This is a genomic window from Burkholderia aenigmatica (assembly GCF_048627025.1).
In the GTDB taxonomy this organism is placed as follows: Bacteria; Pseudomonadota; Gammaproteobacteria; order Burkholderiales; family Burkholderiaceae; genus Burkholderia; species Burkholderia aenigmatica.
This window is the reverse complement of the sequence record NZ_CP184469.1, coordinates 1,053,311-1,069,298: the sequence shown is the minus strand read 5'-3', so window position 1 is coordinate 1,069,298 and position 15,988 is coordinate 1,053,311. Positions and strand designations below refer to the sequence as shown.

Genomic DNA, 15,988 nt, shown 5'->3' with positions numbered 1-15,988 from the left:
GTCATCCCGGCTCATCCCCCCATCCGATCCCACGCCCGCCACGCTTTTCGTCGCGGCGGTGATTCCATCCGGCCCAGCCTGCTTGCGCTCGCAGCGGGGCCGACATGCAAGGAGAAGCGATCTTGACCGACAGTAGCGAAAACCATGCTTCCGGACAGCCCCTCACCCGAGCAGGCCGCTCGCGCCGCGATATGCTCAAGTTTGGTGGCGTCGCGACCCTCGGCGCCGTCCTGGGTGGCGGAGCCTTGCTGGGGCACACAACCCCTGCGCTTGCGCAGACAGGCAGCGCAGGCGCACTTGCCCCGAATGACCCGCTCAATATCCTGATCGTCAATTACGACGGCGGGACGCTGCTCGACTTCGCCGGCCCCAGCGAGATTTTCCATCGGCTACCGAACACGAACGTTCGCTACGCGAGCCTCGATGGCGGCAACGTGACGCTCGAATTCGGCGTCGTGTACGGCAACACCGAACGACTGGCCGATATCGACAAGACCGATGTGATCCTGGTCCCCGGCGGGTCCGATTTGTCGGCGCCGATGCGACCCGCGTATCAAGCGCAGATCCGGCGTCTGGCAGAAAGCGCCAAACACGTGACGTCGGTTTGCAACGGATCGCTCGTGCTCGCCGCGACCGGCGTTCTCAAGGGCAAGCGCAGTGCCTGCCATTGGGCGTTCGTCAACAAGCTGGCCGAATATGGCGCCATTCCCGTGCCCGATCGCTTCGTGGAAGACGACAACGGCCGGTTCATGAGCGGTGGCGGCGTGACGGCGGGCATCGACTTCGCACTGCGCGTGGCCGCGAAGCTGCGCGGGCAGCAGGCCGCCGAATTCACGCAACTCGCGATCGAATATGATCCCGCGCCGCCGTTCCACTCCGGCCATCCCAGGGACGCGCGGCCAGAAATCATCGCGATGGTCGACAAGAAACTGCCCGGTGCATCCAGGGGGCTCGCACGCGTCCCGGGCGTTCGTTGAGCCGCTTGCAGGCGATGTAAGCGCGACCAGCTTCAGGACTCGATGATCACTGCCGCCGACGTTGCCTGCTCCAACCGACAACCTTCGTAGTCCTCTTAATTAAATCAAATTCACGATCGGAAATCACTCGATGCAACAAATTCGTATGTGTACCGCTGCGCTCGCAGCCAGTGTCACCTTTTTCGCGTTTGCCGCGCCGGCGACTGCCGGTGGTGTGCAACGTCCGCCCGAAGCGGCCATCAAAGCCGAGAATGCGCGATGGGCGGATGCCTTTGCGCGAGGCGACTACGAGGCGATCGGCCGCCTCTATACCCGCGACGGCACGCTCTTGCCGCCCGGTGGCGACAAGGTAACGGGAAGCAGCGCGATCACCGCGTACTTCACCAACGGGTATGCCGGCTCGAAGCCCGCCACCGTATCGTTCAGCAATTACGAGTTCTACGGTAACGATCGGGTCGTGACGGAGGTTTCGGATGCGGAGATCCATGACCACGACGGAAAGCTCAAATACCGCGGCAAGCAGACCCTCGTCTTTCTGAAGCAAGGCGGTGCCTGGAAGTTGCATCGCGACATGTGGAACGACTACGGGCCGCTGAAAACGGATGACCATTGATCGACTGGCGAAACGGATCGTGACCTGCCCACAGCGCCACTAGCCCGTTCGACGGACGTTGACCGGGCATCGCGCTGATCGGCTAGCCGTCGATCAGCGCGCCCCGTTCGATCGGCTCTCGCGTCGAATCGCTTGCGGCGGGTGCCCATGCAATTTGATGAAGGCCCGCCGCATCCGTTCCGGATCGGAGAATCCGACAGCCAGCGCAATCTGTTCGATCGGTTCGCTACCGCCCTGCAGGCGCAGCCTCGCCGCTTCGACTCGCAAGCGCTCGACCGCCTTCGCAGGTGTTTCACCGGTTTCCCGGCGAAATGCGCGTCCGAACTGTCGCAGACTCAATCTGGCGGCATCGGCGAGCCGTTCGACAGGCAACGCTTCGGCCAGATGTTCCCTGGCAAAATTCAGCGCGATGCGGATACGATCCGATTCCGGCTCCATCTGCGACATCGCAGAGAATTGGGACTGACCGCCTGGCCGGCGATACGGAACAACCAGAAGCCTGGAAACCGCGCGCGCAACCTCCGCGCCCATATCGCGTTCAATCATGCCAAGCGCGAGGTCGATTCCGGACGCGATGCCCGCCGACGTCCAGATGCGGCCCTCCTCGATATAGATACTGTCGCCCTCGACTTTGGTGCGCGGGAAGCGCGACTGCAATTGCGCCGCGTATCGCCAGTGCGTCGTAGCTCTCACGCCGTCCAGCAAGCCGGTTTCCGCAAGCAGAAACGCCCCCGTACACACGCTTGCCACCCGTGCGGCCCGGGCGGCCAGTTTCCTGGCGGCCGCGATATTCTCAGGCGTCTGCATCGGATCGATATTGCCGCCCACGAAAACGACTGTGTCGAACGCGCGCCTTCCGATCGGCCCGGTTTCGATCAAAAGGCCCGTATTGCCAGGAACCGGGCCGCCGGACTGAGAAATGACATGGAGATCATAGGGCGTATGGCCCGCCGCTGTGCCCACCTGATTGAAGGCCGACAGTGGCCCACCCAGATCAAGCACATCGTAGTCACGGCAAACGAAGAATCCGATTCGATGCATGACGAAGTCGTTAACTGAAAACCCCGGAAAGTCGTATTTTACAGAGAACCCTCAAATAGCGCCATTCGGCCTGAAATGAGGGAAAAAGGTCGTTTACGCGCTGATCGATTGTCCGTATGGACGCCGAAATCCGACGCGCGCAGAGCAACTTTTCCAGCAGCGCCTGCTCCTTTCCTGCAGAGGAATCGAGTCATGCGCTACGCTGCAAGTCACGCCAACGTTCCCCCCGCAACGATCCATCGGAGCCGCCTCGAACATGCACGGTACAGAATTGAAGGTAGCCTCGCTGCCCCCTCGGTTTCTCGAAGCAGCGCTGGCGTTGCTCGATTCGGCATTCGAGCAAGACCCGACACTTGGCTGGTGCCTGCTCGCCGAAAATCCGGGATTCCACGAGCGCCGCGCCCATTATCTCGGGCGCTATCTGAAGTATCACTACGATGCAGGCCTGCCGGCTTTGGGCGCGTGGCGCAATGACGATCTCGTTGCAGTCAGCTACTTTGCGCCCGCATCCTGCAGCGAATCGCCCCGCATGCTGGCGGAGCTGGGGCGCGACATCGCGATCGGTTGCGGCGCGTCATCGTTGAGCCGGATCGATTTGCTTCGCGAGACGCCTGCCGCGAGTGCGCCGGGTGCGGCGTGCAGCCGGATCGAATTCATCGGCGTATCGCCGGTTCGGCAAGGCGAAGGCATCGGATCGGTGCTGCTCCGTGCGACGTTGTCCCATCTTGGCGACGCCGATCCGTCGGCGAAAATAGCGCTGGAGACGGGAGAATCGCGCAATCTCCCGTTCTATGAACGCCACGGGTTGTCGGTCAAAGCGCGCATGGAATATGACGGACTGACGCAATACCGATTGCAGACCGACTAGCCGCCGACATCAGCCGGGCCAGGATCGGAACCCGGCCCGCCCTACTCCGTATTCACCTTTCGCCATTGCATCGGCGACATCTCATACCGTTCGCGAAACGCCCGACTGCACGCCGCTTCCGATGTATACCCGACGCGCGCGCCGATATCCGAAATCGGCGCGCGGCTGTACCGCAGCAACTCCGCCGCCCGATCCAGGCGCCAGGTCGTGAGATAGCTCAGCGGCGCCTGCCCCACGACGCGCTGGAACCGGTCCGCAAAAGCCGATCGCGACAGATTCGACAACGCGGCCAGATCGCTGACGCTCCAGGCACGTCCGGGATCCGCATGAATGGCGGACATCGCCGGGTTGATCCGGCTGTCGATCGCACCGGACAACCGCCCGTGCCCTGCCGAGCCCTCCGTCGCCCAGGTGCGCAGCAACTGGACGAAGATGACATCGAGCAACCGGGAGATCATTGCGGCGGCGCCCGCGCGCGGACTTAACGCCTCGTCGAGAATGAAATGGCAGCTCAACTCCAGCCACTCGAACGGCCGCTCCCGCAACCCTTTCAGCACCAGCCTGCAACCGTCCTCCCGATACTGCGGTAGTACCCGCGCCTTATCAGATAACGTTCAGCGCCCAAACCTACGCCAGGCCTTACGCGCCGCCTCCATCATGGCTGCCGTCGAGCGGGAAATCCCTGACGCTCGAGAAACTCGGATACCACGGGCTCCCAGACGTCGACGCCGTGCGCAAACAGCATGTGGCCGTTTTTCTCGAACGGCGGAAGCAGCCGATAGTCAGCGTTGCCGCCAGCGTGAACGAAGGCATCGTGCCAGGCGCGGCTATAGGTTGGGCCAAAGTATTGGTCATTCTCCGTATAGATCCACAGCATCGGGACGCGTGCTGTTTTTCCAAATCGCGAATACATCGCCTCCATCAGCTCGTCCTGACAGGGCGATCCGGGATGTTGAACCGGATCGCCACCCGCACCGCCCGCAAAGTTGATTGCAGCAACCACGCCCGCCGGATTTTCGGCAGCCATCGCTGTCGTCACAAAGCCGCCGACAGATTGACCAACGATGACGATGCGATTCGACGTGACGTGCGGTTGGCGTTTTGCATAGTCAAGCACCGCGAGTTCCTCGGCTCGGGCGGCATCGATCATCGGGTGATAGTCTTTGTGGCGACACGCGCCGCTATATTCGGGATCGAACTGTATGCCGTACGCACCGTAGCCGATCCGGGTCGGCGCGAATACGGCAAATCCGAGTTTCAGGAACACGGCGACTTGTTGCGTGTAGCGGAATCGAGCGGGCGCAGCTCGATTGTCTCCATTGCGTCCGTGATTGAGGATCAGGATGGGGAATGGTCCATCGCCGTCTGGAAAGAACTGCGTGATCGCGACCTTACCGGTCTGTTCCGCGCCATAGAAATCCTTGACCGTCACGTCGATCGTCGACACGGCTTCGTGGAGATCCGTTCTGAACTGTTCGGCGCGGGCGTCGGAGATCACGAGCGCAACGCAGATCCACAGCAGGTGCCTGGCAATAGTCATCGTGACCGGCATGTCGGGAATAGATAATTTTTTGATTCATCGGAGATGCTGCGCGGGCGTCGCGAAGGAACGTCACAAAGCAAACGAATCGTCGCGCGTCGACGCTACGGAACGTAACATGCGCGCCGACGATTAGCGACAATTGAACTATCGCAATGTGTCAGTACGGATCGTGAATGATAGTCAGGTACTGACTTGCCCCCGCATCTCCGGACACGCGCTAAATCGAACTCGTCAATGGTGCGAATCGGGTGTTCGACAGATGTCTGTAATGACGCCATCCGCGAAGACCCTGCCCTCCCACATCTGGATTTCCATGCCGATAGCCAGATGTGGGGCAACCAGGGCGAATGACAGAAACTTTACCGGTACATCGTGTTCGTGACCAAGTTCGAGCGTCCGACCTTCGACCAACCAGCGACAATCAAAGTACTGGCCCTCGATGACCAGCGGGCAACCGTAGTGCATGCCCGGATTGACGAGCACCGGCCCATTTCGTCCGCCTTCGGCTGTAGTTCTCAGACGAAGACGTAGTACCACGTCAGGTTGCATCAAATTCCTCCCGGGCCAAGGTTCGCCTGAACTCACGTGGGGGGGGCGATATTTCGAAGCGCTATGCGGATGCTTCTCGTTGCAGTGTTCGAACGCGACAGCCAGATTGCGAACGGCCGTTGCTGCATCAGGCTTCGGCATGAAGACGATGTGGTCGCGCTTCATTGTCTTCACAAAGCTTTCGGCCATGCCGTTGCTTTGTGGGCTGCACACCGGCGTCGTCAACGGCTTCAGGCCGATGTCGGCAGTGTAGCCCGAGCCGTTATCCGTGAGCCATTCGATTTCCGCTGGCGCCTTCAGGGCGTTGCCAAAGCGATGCTCAACGGCCGCGAGCATCACGTCACGCACGATGTTCCCACTGTGGCCGCCGGTCGTCGTCACTCAGCTCATCGCTTCGCGGTCGCAGCACGCCAGCGCAAACGTCAGCGCAGCGGCTCGCCGTTGTCGCAACGAAACTCGAAGCCGTCAGCACACCAGCGCTGATTGCTTTTCGCCACAGCAACCTTGTTCAGAGCCGAATGGCTTGCTGAGGGTCTGCGCCAAGCGGAGGTGTTGAAGCGTCGCGCATGATCCATCATTCGACCACGCCCCGATACGCGGCATTCGGATCGACGCGGCTGACGTGGCCGTGTTGTCGCAACAAGACCAGCCGGCGACAACGCCCTTTACGCTCCCCTCCGAGTGACGTGATGTCGCCTCAACGAGGCCTCAGAGAGAAGCTGGCCATTTTCAATCCGCGCGCAGACAGGCCGTGATCAAACCGGGTCTGCTCGTTGTGATAATGCACGCGCGAAAAGCGCGCAAGGAACGCTGTGAGGTATTCCGTTGCGCACGCGGCCGCGAATTCCGACCCGACGCATCGGGTGGGGCCCCACCCGAATCCAAGATGGATCGGTTGCCGGTTCTCGTCGAATACGTCAGCATTGCTGAACACTTGATCGTCCCGGTTAGCGGCGCCGACATGCAGATAGACGCGCTCGCCCTTTCGAACCAGGTAGTCACCGATTCGGGCATCATCGAGCGCGACGCGACCGCTTATCTGAACGGGCGAATCGTACCGCAAGGCCTCGGCTATGAACGAGGCGAGATGGGGGAGCAGAGCATTGTCGAGGTCCCCCTCTCTCGTCGAAAGGTGGCACAGGCAGGTGTAGAGCAGATATGAAACGCTTTCGTGAGCGGCCACGTAGAGCAGGACGAGATCGGCCAGTATCTCTGCGTCGTTCGCGCGCGACAAGCCGCGCTCCGTCGCCAGCCAGTCCGCCAGGCGATCGGTCGCTTCCATGGCGGCAATCAGATCTTCTCGCTTGGGCCTTTTCCCGTCGAAGAAGTAGGTGACGGTCACGGCATCCTCGGTGACGTATGCAGGCACCTCTGCCATTTGCAGCACGAGGAATTTGGCACAGCGAGCCACGAACGGTCGCAACGAGGTCAGGAACACTTCGGCCGGTTCATCGGCAGGAAGAAGGTCAATCGATTTCGACGCCGCCCCGCGGATACGATCGAGGCCGGGATCATGCCTGGCGTGACCGACGGCTTCCAGGAGTCGCTGACGTCGTGCCGCATAAGCGGAGCCCGCGGGCAAGAAAATGGACATCGCCTGCATGACTTCGTATCCCGATCGGGCTTGCCTGCTGTCGCTAAAAAGGTCGGACGGCAACGACAGACTTCTGCGCCCAAACTCGTCGATGCGCCGGGCCACTTCCTTGCAATTTTCGTAGCCGATAACGACGTGACCATCGAGATACCTGTCGAAAAACACGCCGTGGCCCCCGCCGAACGAGCGTAACGTCTCGTAGTAGATCCGTGAGTCGTAAAAGCCACGCTTCAGCGCCGTCAAAATGGTGGGTTCTTGCACGTTATGCCCTCAGATCCGGATCGGGAATGCCTCATCGAACGCGGCTTCAATCGCATCGAACATTTTCGCCCGCTCTCCATTCGATACGACACGCTCGCCGGCGGCCATCTCGCCTTCGTAACGCTTGCTTGTGCCGTGGGCCCACCTGGGGCCGCGAGTGAGAATGTGAACAGGACCTCCGGTGTCCGCTGCCGATGAGCCGGCAACGGACAGCGATACGTCGCACGCCGCCGTCAGATCGTCACGTCTCGCTGCACCGATCCCCTCGCTCGCACTGAACGATCCGATAGGATCCGACGGCGCTAGCCCGAGCGAAGCCGTGGAAAATATTGGCCGGTTCGAACTGCACACCGCACGTGAACGCATCAAAGAACGCTTTGCCCTGCTCAGGATAGGTGTGCAACGATACGTGGGATTCGGCGAGGAGCAAAAGGATGGTCACTCCGCTTGGCTGGAACGCATGCCGGATCACCCCGAGAACCGTCACCCCTTCCGTGATGGCCGCCTCCGTCAACGCCCGTTCGAGCGACGACAGATCATTCAGCACCTCGGGGTTGGTATCCGATATGTCGACAAAGACGTGGCGACCGCAAGCCAGATACGATGCCCCGTCCATTCAGACCTCGACCCGAATCTTGCCGAGATAGGCAACCGACGCAATCAGCAGCCCCGTGATCACCAGACTGCCACCAACAGGTGAAATCAGCGTCAGCAATCCGGCCAAGCCACCCGACAACGCTTCACTCGTGTTCGCCAATGTAGAGAACAGGCTGAAGTTCTTGCCGACGTTCGCGTCGGTCGAGAGATTCTGAATGTTGGTCGGCAAAATGACGTCGGCGAATGCGCCTACCGCGCCCAGCAAGAAGCATCCCGCAAAAATTGTCGGTGTACTCACCACGCAGGCCGGCAGGATCGCGAGTGCAATGCCGTACATGCTCCAATAGAGCATCAGATTGCGCGTATCGAACCGTCGCATCACCTTGCTGCACACGACGGCGCCGGCCAGTGCGCCGAACGCGATGAAGCTCATTGCATAACCGACCATGCTGTCCGAGTAGCCGTTGCCTTTCAACAGCGCCGGAATCAGGATGCGTAAGGCCGAACCGACGAACAGAATGCAAAGCGCAGAGTATCCAATCGTGACGAACAATTCGCGCTTTTGTAACGCCCCCTTGAGATTCTGTCCGAAATCGCCATAGAGACTCCGGATCGTCAGTTTCTCCTGGGAAAGCGTGGCGTCGTCGCGCATGTGCGCCGCGATGGCACACCAGACGCAAAGCGTCGACAGCAGATAGGTCGCGGCGTCGATGATCAACACGAAGCCCGGATTGCCGACGGTCGCCAGCATGACGCCGCCGAGCGCGGGCCCGACGAGTCCACCCATTTCGGCGGCCATTTGCGTTGCCCCGTTGGCAGCAGGCAGGTGCTCGGTTTTGACGATCGCCGGAATCGTCCCCTGAAACGCCGGCTGGAACAATGTGCGGAAAGAAGTCATCGCCATGCCGATCAGCCCCAGCGAAACGAGGTCGACACGATCGATCGCGAGCAGCACGCAGAATAGTCCCGTCGTGACGGCACGGGAGAGATCCGCGAATACCATCAGCGCGCGGCGAGGCAGTCGATCGGACAATGCGCCGCCGAGCGGCCCGAGCACCAGATACGGGATGAAGCGGAAGAAGTAGACGATGCCGGCGAGCGCCACGTTGTTGTGTGCGGCGTGCAACACCGTGATGACGAATACGAACTCGTGAACGCCATCGCCAATTTGGGACATGGCATTACCGGCCAGCAACACCGAGAATCGCCGTTCACGACGGAGCATTCCGATCATATGTCCTGCCTCCTTTCGCTACGCTGCCGCCAGAGGAATGATCGGATACAGCAATTCTCGCTTCGAGAACTGGCGCCCCGGGTCCTTGAGTTTGTCGACGACCATGCCGTTCATCAACAGCTGGTCTGCCTTTGGCATCAGGAAGTACATGAGATTGACGTACCAATACCAACCGAGCTTGGTCAGCGAAATGGACGTATCGTCTTCCGTGACGAATCCCTCGCCTCTCAGCGTGTCAAATTTGGCAAGCACTTCGGGATGAACCTGATCCCAGACGACGCGCTGCTTCTCGATCGTTCCGTGATAGGGAAGGCGGAGGACGAGCGGGCGAGCGTAGTCGAGTGACACGTCGTGCTGGCTGACCACACTGGGAAACTCGCCGGCGGCGATCTTCTCCTGATAGACCTTCCTGCTATGCGTGTTCGTCGTGACGTGCCCCATCGTCGAACTGATCGCGTTCACGCCGAAACCCAACAGGTCGAGGTCGTGGTAGCCGTACACATGTTCGTGATAGACGAACGAATAGGCGTCGCTCACGACGCTGGTCGTTGCCGGTGTGCGAACGTAGCCGTGGCCGTTGTGCGGCATGAATCCGGCGTGCCGCATGAACTGGTCGACGAGGAGGTTCATCCCGAATTTGCGCATCGCCGATGTCGGCGCTGCGGCTTCGTCCGACAGCTTTTTGTGCAACCCGACCTGGGTCACGATGTTGTCGATCGGGTAGATATCGACGTTTGTCGTACCGAGCGCGACGGCTTTCTGAAGATCCGCGACGAGTTCTTCCTCGTCCTGCCCGCTCATGCCATACAGGATATCGAACGTCTGGTACGGAAACATTTCCTTGAGCAGCGTCGCTGCGCCGTGGATCTGGTCGAGCGTCGCGGTCAGGTCGAATATTTCACGCCACCTCGGTGAGAACGTCTGCAAGCCAAAGCGCGGGTGCGTCACGCCGATGTCTCGCATGGCTGCGGCACGCTCGGGCGTGAGGCTCTTGACCTCGACTTCGAACGAGAATTCACGCAACTGCGACAGATCGAAGGTCGCACGAATCAGTTCGCCGATCTGCCTGATCTGCTCAGGATCAAGCAGGCTCGGCGTGCCGCCGCCGAAGAAGATCGAGCTCACCGGAACGTGCTTCAGATCGACCGACTCGGCTCTCATCCTGATCTCGGTGAGGAGCGCATCGAAGTACTGATCGATGGTGGAACGATCCGAATACTTTCCCCGGGTAAACGGACAGAAATTGCAGATCGTGTCGCAAAACGGAATGTGGAAATACAGCGCCCGCGATCGAGCGTGTTGTTGCGCGTGATGCCACACGCGAGACGCCGATACCGCGGACTGTTCCTTGCCCTGATTGGGAAAGAAGAAGTTGTAGATTGGAAACTGACGATCAAACTTGATTAGCGATGCCCCTGCCAGCAGATTCATGTCGCCCCCCGTGTTTGCCAGGAAGGAGGGGCATGCGCCCCTCCTCTTTCAACGCCTGATCGTGGCTTACCAGACGCCCATCTTCACCGGCATGGCCTGGACTTCCTGGGTTTCGAAATAGCTGAGCACGTCTTCCATTCTGGACTCCAAAATAAAAGAACAGGATGCCTCCTGCGAGGATGTCAGATTGATTCCGACATTCGATACCAGACCCGCTTCACTCGGAGCGGATGCTGCGTGACACGGCTCGATATTGCCGTCGTTTCCGGAAGGCACGAGGCCTCCTCATGACGCCAATCGGCAAGCGCTTATTTGTCTTATGAAACGTGAATGAAACGTATCAGGAGAAAATATGACAGTCAAACTTTTTTTGACGACACCAAAAAATGTATGACTGGTGATGGGGCGTCACCAAATGGACTGGCTCCACGGCGGGTTATCCGCCCTTCGGCAAGGCGTGTGGCGTATCCACGAAGCCGTCGGCGACGACTCCGCGCGAGCGCTCCTCGCGTTTAGAAAGCGTCAAGGCAAGTCGGGAGCGATGTCGAGGCACTGGCCGAATTCCGCCCGTCCTGGCGAGAATCCTCTGAATAGAGGAACGATAGCGATCGAACCGTTGGGCAATTTGATGAAGCGTGCTCCCCCTGCACCACCGTTCCCGCATCAGTGCCTTTTGAGGCTCGGTGTAGCAGATCCTGCGCCGCTGTTTCATTGCAACACCGCCACTGCTTATGCAGCGCCTGGCGTGTTGCATCGACCGGTTGAATCCCCCGTTACGGACAACCGGAAAACATGGCATGGACGCGGGCATTTCCGTGCCTAACTGCACAGGAATACTATCGAATCTTCGTTCGAGAATCGTGCCGACCATCCCGATAATTCGGATAGGAAGCTGGAACGTCAGCTATTGATCCCACCGAAGCCAAGAGGTCTTGTACCGAGGTCGCTCGTCAGTCCAAGCAGGTACCCGTCTGGATCTTGAACGAGGAATTGCCTCAGTCCAATTTCCCGATCGCGGGATCGGTACCATTTTTCTTCTTCATCCATGAATAGCGCCCAACCTGCGTCAAGTAATCGCTGACGCGCGCCCGCCATCGGCAACACCTGGCGGGATGGCGAATTTCGAGCAGTCGCGCTCCAGATTCAGACAAATTCGGATTGCAAATGAAAATTTGCCCGGCCCCGTGAACACCCAACCCACCGCATCACCTGCAAACGTCACCCCGACGATGCCGCGGTACCTGCACCGTCCCTGACAACGCCCAACACGAGAAGTTACGCAAAGTCCTGCGCCCGCTCTTTCCGAAACCGGGCACGCCACCCGCTCATCCTCCCTGCGGCGCTCATCGCATCACCGCCCAAGAGCCCTGCTCGGCCCGCGCGTTGCCCGTTCGAACAAAATCCGAAACATTCAGCGAAACCGTATCGGCCTTCGCATTGGTGCGCGTCTTCCTTGCGACCGCCAGGATCGGCGCCACATGCTCGTAAAAGCACTCGAGTTGTCGCGCGTCAGATGCCAGTCGCTCGAGCTCGCACGCTTTCTCGAGAATCAACCGGGAAATATGAAAACGCTGAAGCCCGCGGCCGACCCGAATCTGAAACACGACGCCATCGCTGTTATGCGGCACCCCCGCCCATACGAGCGAACTGCGATCCATGAAGCCTCCGGGAAATCTTAATCGTCACATCAATATGCCAGCCATCTCCGACCTTGCATATTTGTATTTCAAAATTGTGGCGTTCGACGCATCGGCGCTTTCGCGGGATCCGCATATTGCGCCGCAGCAAAAGTGCCCGTAGACTGGGTTCGCATTCAATGTAGTTGCCCTGCAGTCGCCCCATGACGGGAGAGCACGCCATGACGACTTCTTCACCCGCACTGATCCCAGCGCCTCCCGCCCTCCACGTTTTCCAGCAGGATGGAGGCTGGCACTGGGGCATCACGGTTCCTCGCTCCGCGGGATCCGGCTTCAAACTGATCGCATTCAGTCACCACATCTTTTCCACTGAAGACACGGCCCAACGCGACGGCGATCGGGCGTTGGCCTCCATCGTCGCAAGTGACGTGCATTGAAAGGCGAATCGAGCCGTTGCACCGTCCTTGAGTTTTCACAAGCAGATGCAATACTCGTATTTCCCTTCGATGCGAGACCACGTACCGCGCACGATGACGGACTCCGCCACTTGTCTGACTTACCCGATCGTCGGTGACGATCCAGGCCGGCCGCGCTCCACCTTTGGCCCCGGCTGGGGGAACGTTGCAATCAAGCTCGCAGCGGACGTCATCCGAGAAAAGCGCGGCGCACCGACTGCCACACCTACGCAATTGCTCACCGTGTTTGAAAGCAATCGAGAGAAGATCGCGGCCACGGTCAACCGTCCGACGTTGACGCAAGACGGCCGGCGGATCCCGCTCGACGAGTCAGACTTCTCAACCGAGGCCAGCTTGCAGGCCAGCATGTCGATAGCAGACAGGAGGCGTTAGATGAACATCCGGATCTTGGTTCCCTGCACCGTATTTCTTGTTGCCCTCAGTGCTCAAGCTGCAGATATCACCGGTGCAGGCAGCACCTTTGCCGCACCGATTTACGCAAAGTGGGCCGATGCGTACAAGAAGGCGGGGGGTGGCAAGGTCAACTATCAAGGCATCGGGTCGTCGGGCGGCCTGAAGCAGATCAACGCGAAGACGGTGGATTTTGCCGGTTCGGACGCTCCGTTGAAGGATGACGAACTCGCGAAGACCGGCCTGTTCCAGTTCCCGACGGTGGTCGGCGGCGTGGTGCCGGTCGTCAACGTGCCGGGCGTGAAGGCTGGCGAGCTGACGCTGTCGGGCCCGGTGCTCGGCGACATCTACCTCGGCAAGATCAAGAAATGGAACGACCCGGCGATCGCCGCACTGAATCCGAAGGTCAAGCTATCGGACACCGACATCGCCGTGGTTCGCCGGGCTGACGGCTCGGGCACCAGCTTCATCTGGACGAACTACCTGTCGAAGGTCAACGGCGAATGGAAGTCGAAGGTCGGCGAAGGCACGACGGTCAACTGGCCGACGGGCACGGGCGGCAAGGGCAACGACGGCGTGGCCGCCTTCGTACAGCGCCTGCCGGGTGCAATCGGCTACGTCGAATGGGCCTACGCGAAAAAGAACAACATGGTCTACACCGCGCTGAAGAACTCGACGGGCACGGTGGTCGAGCCGAAGACCGAAACGTTCAAGGCCGCGGCTGCGGGCGCGAACTGGTCGAAGTCGTTCTACCAGATCCTGACGGACGAGCCGGGCAAGGACGCATGGCCAGTCGTCGGCGCGACGTTCGTGCTGCTGTACGCGAAGCAGGACAAGCCCGCACAAGGGGCGGAAACGCTCAAGTTCTTCGACTGGGCATTCCACAACGGCAACCAGGCCGCCACGGAGCTGGACTACATCTCGCTTCCCGATTCGGTGGTGTCCGAAATCCGCAAGCAATGGAAAGCGAAAATCAAGGATGCCGCCGGTAAGGCGATTGCAAACTGAGTGCGTCAGGTGGGACGCGCCCTCGCCCACCTTCGCACTGCGGCGAAGGCGATTGTCCCTCCGAAGCGCTTCCAGCATGTTCGATATGGCCGACAGTCGACGCCCGCCGCGATCATGAGCACGCTTGAATGGCACTTGGGCCGGATCCGCCGATCACGTTGCAATCAGCGGACCATTCGAGTCATGAGCGAAGAGACGCTTCCTCGCGCCGACGCATTCCTGAAAGGCTGACGCACATGCCTTGTGAAGCCTGCACGAACATGCGCACGATGTCCGATCCTGTCGCCCATGGCGAACTGGTGGAATTGCACAAGCCGACGAAGTTGCGGCCGCTGGGACGCCCGGCAATCGTCGTGCGGCAGTATCGCTACCGTCTTTGCAAGACGAACTGGCTGCTGGAGTTCGACCCCTTGCAAGCCGGGGTCACCGAATGGCTCTGCCTGAACGGGGCATCGAACATTCTCGCCCCCACTTCCACACGTCAGCCCAACGACGTGGCAACCTCGCGCGCCGGTGAAGCCGCGATCGGGAACACGGCGATACTGCCGAACCCGGCTCACTGCAATGGAGGCGGCGCCCTCTTTTAGTGCACTACGGCTACGGCAGGTAAGGCGTGATGTTCGCGAGCGCGCGGGAAACGTACTCGTCCTTCTCGCCGACCGGCGCAACGTAGTGCAGTGCGCTCCGCGCGGCTTCCTCGCCTTCCGTGCGCGCAATGATCCATGCGGCCAGATACGGCGAAGCAAAGCAGCCACCTGCGGTTGCGACGTTACCTTGCGCGAAGAATGGCTGATTGAGGACGTCGACGCCTGCCTCGACTACCCAGGGTTTGGTCGTGAGATCCGTGCAGGCCGGGATGTTGCCGAGGAAGCCGAGCTTTGCGAGAACCAGCGTGCCCGAACACTGGGCACCAATCAGTTGCCGGGCAGGATCGAGCTTCAACTGCTCCATCAGCGTGGCGTCGTTGACGACCTCCCGGGTTTGAATGCCGCTTCCGACGATGACGGCATCCGCCGTGCTGGCATCCGCCAACGTCGACTGCGCCTGCACGGTCACACCATTCATCGACGTGACGAAATGCTCCGGGCAGGCAAGCGTTACCCGCCAGTCGGGCTTCTTGATTCGATTGAGCACGCCAAGTGCGATGAGGGAATCGAGTTCATTGAAGCCCTGGAACGTCAGAATCGCGATGTGCATGGGGTGCCCTGTCTGAAGTCTGTCGACGCATATTGCCAGATCACCGTGATGAACGTCGCTTCCGTGCCGAAAACTTGTCGTTGCGACCACTGAAACCTGGTCAGAAGGTGCAATTCGCGCGCTCATGTCAGCGCGCTGGTCGACTTCGGCGGACAGCGCAATTTTTCCTGGGTACGTGAGCACGCAACCTGCTGCAGCATCCGCGAACACCGCGCCACCGATGCAGCAGTCGCTTTATTTGATAATGCCCGCCCACGAAAGCTACGCGTGGATCTACTCGTGCTCTTTGGGGAAATGACCCCGAAGAAGCATTCGACACATCCCGATTCGGTCGTTCCCGCACGTCCAGAAGCAGCCGCGCGCATGCGTGTATGCATGCATTTGAAGATGTCATCGTCGCGCTGATTTACCGAGTCAATGATCTCCATACAATTGACGCGACCTGTTCAATTGATTTATCGTGGCCTCATGCAACGCCAATTTATTTCCCTCGCGAGCATCACCACCACGACGACCACCGGTAACGGCGGGTCGTCTGGAGGATGCGCGCGGTAGTTTCGGCAGTTGCATAC

The 15,988-nt window shown here is 60.0% G+C and carries 18 protein-coding genes and 2 pseudogenes; 7 read left to right on the top strand and 13 right to left on the bottom strand.

Annotated elements, in window-relative coordinates; genetic code table 11:
* Window positions 1–122: 122 nt before the first annotated feature.
* The gene (locus ACN8ZM_RS21920; RefSeq protein ID WP_420212361.1) at window positions 123–977 is read left to right on the top strand and encodes a DJ-1/PfpI family protein; all 855 of its coding nucleotides are present in this window, start codon (window positions 123–125) and stop codon (window positions 975–977) included.
* 130 nt (window positions 978–1,107) lie between these two features.
* Window positions 1,108–1,590, top strand: a complete 483-nt coding sequence (locus tag ACN8ZM_RS21915; protein ID WP_420212360.1) for a YybH family protein — start codon at window positions 1,108–1,110, stop codon at window positions 1,588–1,590.
* Window positions 1,591–1,683: 93 nt separating this feature from the next.
* Here ACN8ZM_RS21915 and ACN8ZM_RS21910 read toward each other — a convergent pair whose 3' ends face one another.
* The gene (locus ACN8ZM_RS21910; RefSeq protein ID WP_420212359.1) at window positions 1,684–2,631 is read right to left on the bottom strand and encodes a GlxA family transcriptional regulator; all 948 of its coding nucleotides are present in this window, start codon (window positions 2,629–2,631) and stop codon (window positions 1,684–1,686) included.
* 256 nt (window positions 2,632–2,887) lie between these two features.
* Here ACN8ZM_RS21910 and ACN8ZM_RS21905 point away from each other — a divergent pair, with 256 nt between their 5' ends.
* Complete coding sequence (locus ACN8ZM_RS21905; RefSeq protein WP_420212358.1) at window positions 2,888–3,499, top strand: GNAT family N-acetyltransferase; 612 nt, start codon at window positions 2,888–2,890, stop codon at window positions 3,497–3,499.
* Between the two features lie 41 nt (window positions 3,500–3,540).
* Here ACN8ZM_RS21905 and ACN8ZM_RS21900 read toward each other — a convergent pair whose 3' ends face one another.
* The 11 genes and pseudogenes from ACN8ZM_RS21900 to ACN8ZM_RS21850 form a co-directional block, all read right to left on the bottom strand.
* A complete protein-coding gene (locus tag ACN8ZM_RS21900; RefSeq protein WP_420212357.1) occupies window positions 3,541–4,056 on the bottom strand; it encodes a helix-turn-helix domain-containing protein in 516 nt (171 codons plus the stop codon).
* Window positions 4,057–4,154: 98 nt separating this feature from the next.
* The gene (locus tag ACN8ZM_RS21895) at window positions 4,155–5,051 is read right to left on the bottom strand and encodes an alpha/beta hydrolase family protein (protein WP_420212356.1); all 897 of its coding nucleotides are present in this window, start codon (window positions 5,049–5,051) and stop codon (window positions 4,155–4,157) included.
* 222 nt (window positions 5,052–5,273) lie between these two features.
* A complete protein-coding gene (locus ACN8ZM_RS21890; protein WP_420212355.1) occupies window positions 5,274–5,525 on the bottom strand; it encodes a hypothetical protein in 252 nt (83 codons plus the stop codon).
* A 55-nt stretch (window positions 5,526–5,580) separates the two neighbouring features.
* Window positions 5,581–6,100: pseudogene (locus tag ACN8ZM_RS21885) on the bottom strand (integrase core domain-containing protein); the annotation flags it as partial.
* Between the two features lie 188 nt (window positions 6,101–6,288).
* On the bottom strand, window positions 6,289–7,446 hold the full coding sequence (locus ACN8ZM_RS21880; RefSeq protein WP_420212354.1) for a cytochrome P450: 1,158 nt from the start codon (window positions 7,444–7,446) through the stop codon (window positions 6,289–6,291).
* Window positions 7,447–7,687: 241 nt separating this feature from the next.
* Window positions 7,688–8,062 (bottom strand): adenosylmethionine decarboxylase, encoded by a 375-nt coding sequence (gene speD, locus ACN8ZM_RS21875; RefSeq protein WP_420212353.1) that lies wholly within the window; start codon window positions 8,060–8,062, stop codon window positions 7,688–7,690.
* Window positions 8,063–9,277: an MFS transporter gene (locus ACN8ZM_RS21870; protein WP_420212352.1), complete on the bottom strand. Its 1,215-nt coding sequence runs from the start codon at window positions 9,275–9,277 to the stop codon at window positions 8,063–8,065.
* A gap of 18 nt (window positions 9,278–9,295) precedes the next feature.
* Complete coding sequence (locus tag ACN8ZM_RS21865) at window positions 9,296–10,708, bottom strand: coproporphyrinogen-III oxidase family protein (RefSeq protein WP_205823156.1); 1,413 nt, start codon at window positions 10,706–10,708, stop codon at window positions 9,296–9,298.
* 66 nt (window positions 10,709–10,774) lie between these two features.
* Window positions 10,775–10,984: a hypothetical protein gene (locus ACN8ZM_RS21860; RefSeq protein ID WP_143331124.1), complete on the bottom strand. Its 210-nt coding sequence runs from the start codon at window positions 10,982–10,984 to the stop codon at window positions 10,775–10,777.
* A gap of 205 nt (window positions 10,985–11,189) precedes the next feature.
* A pseudogene (locus tag ACN8ZM_RS21855) lies at window positions 11,190–11,420 on the bottom strand (IS30 family transposase); the annotation flags it as partial.
* A 631-nt stretch (window positions 11,421–12,051) separates the two neighbouring features.
* Window positions 12,052–12,366: a hypothetical protein gene (locus ACN8ZM_RS21850; RefSeq protein ID WP_043183860.1), complete on the bottom strand. Its 315-nt coding sequence runs from the start codon at window positions 12,364–12,366 to the stop codon at window positions 12,052–12,054.
* Window positions 12,367–12,566: 200 nt separating this feature from the next.
* Here ACN8ZM_RS21850 and ACN8ZM_RS21845 point away from each other — a divergent pair, with 200 nt between their 5' ends.
* From ACN8ZM_RS21845 to ACN8ZM_RS21830, 4 genes are all read left to right on the top strand, one after another.
* Window positions 12,567–12,782, top strand: coding sequence for a hypothetical protein (locus ACN8ZM_RS21845; RefSeq protein WP_420212351.1), 216 nt, complete (start codon window positions 12,567–12,569; stop codon window positions 12,780–12,782).
* A 93-nt stretch (window positions 12,783–12,875) separates the two neighbouring features.
* Window positions 12,876–13,193, top strand: coding sequence for a hypothetical protein (locus ACN8ZM_RS21840; RefSeq protein WP_420212350.1), 318 nt, complete (start codon window positions 12,876–12,878; stop codon window positions 13,191–13,193).
* The gene (pstS, locus tag ACN8ZM_RS21835) at window positions 13,194–14,219 is read left to right on the top strand and encodes a phosphate ABC transporter substrate-binding protein PstS (protein WP_089452594.1); all 1,026 of its coding nucleotides are present in this window, start codon (window positions 13,194–13,196) and stop codon (window positions 14,217–14,219) included.
* A 269-nt stretch (window positions 14,220–14,488) separates the two neighbouring features.
* Window positions 14,489–14,806, top strand: a complete 318-nt coding sequence (locus ACN8ZM_RS21830; protein WP_420212349.1) for a hypothetical protein — start codon at window positions 14,489–14,491, stop codon at window positions 14,804–14,806.
* Between the two features lie 10 nt (window positions 14,807–14,816).
* Here the strand turns inward: ACN8ZM_RS21830 and ACN8ZM_RS21825 are convergent, their stop codons facing one another.
* Window positions 14,817–15,416 carry a DJ-1/PfpI family protein gene (locus ACN8ZM_RS21825; RefSeq protein ID WP_420212348.1) on the bottom strand — a complete coding sequence of 200 codons (600 nt, stop codon included), beginning with the start codon at window positions 15,414–15,416 and terminating at the stop codon, window positions 14,817–14,819.
* Between the last annotated feature and the right edge of the window lie 572 nt (window positions 15,417–15,988).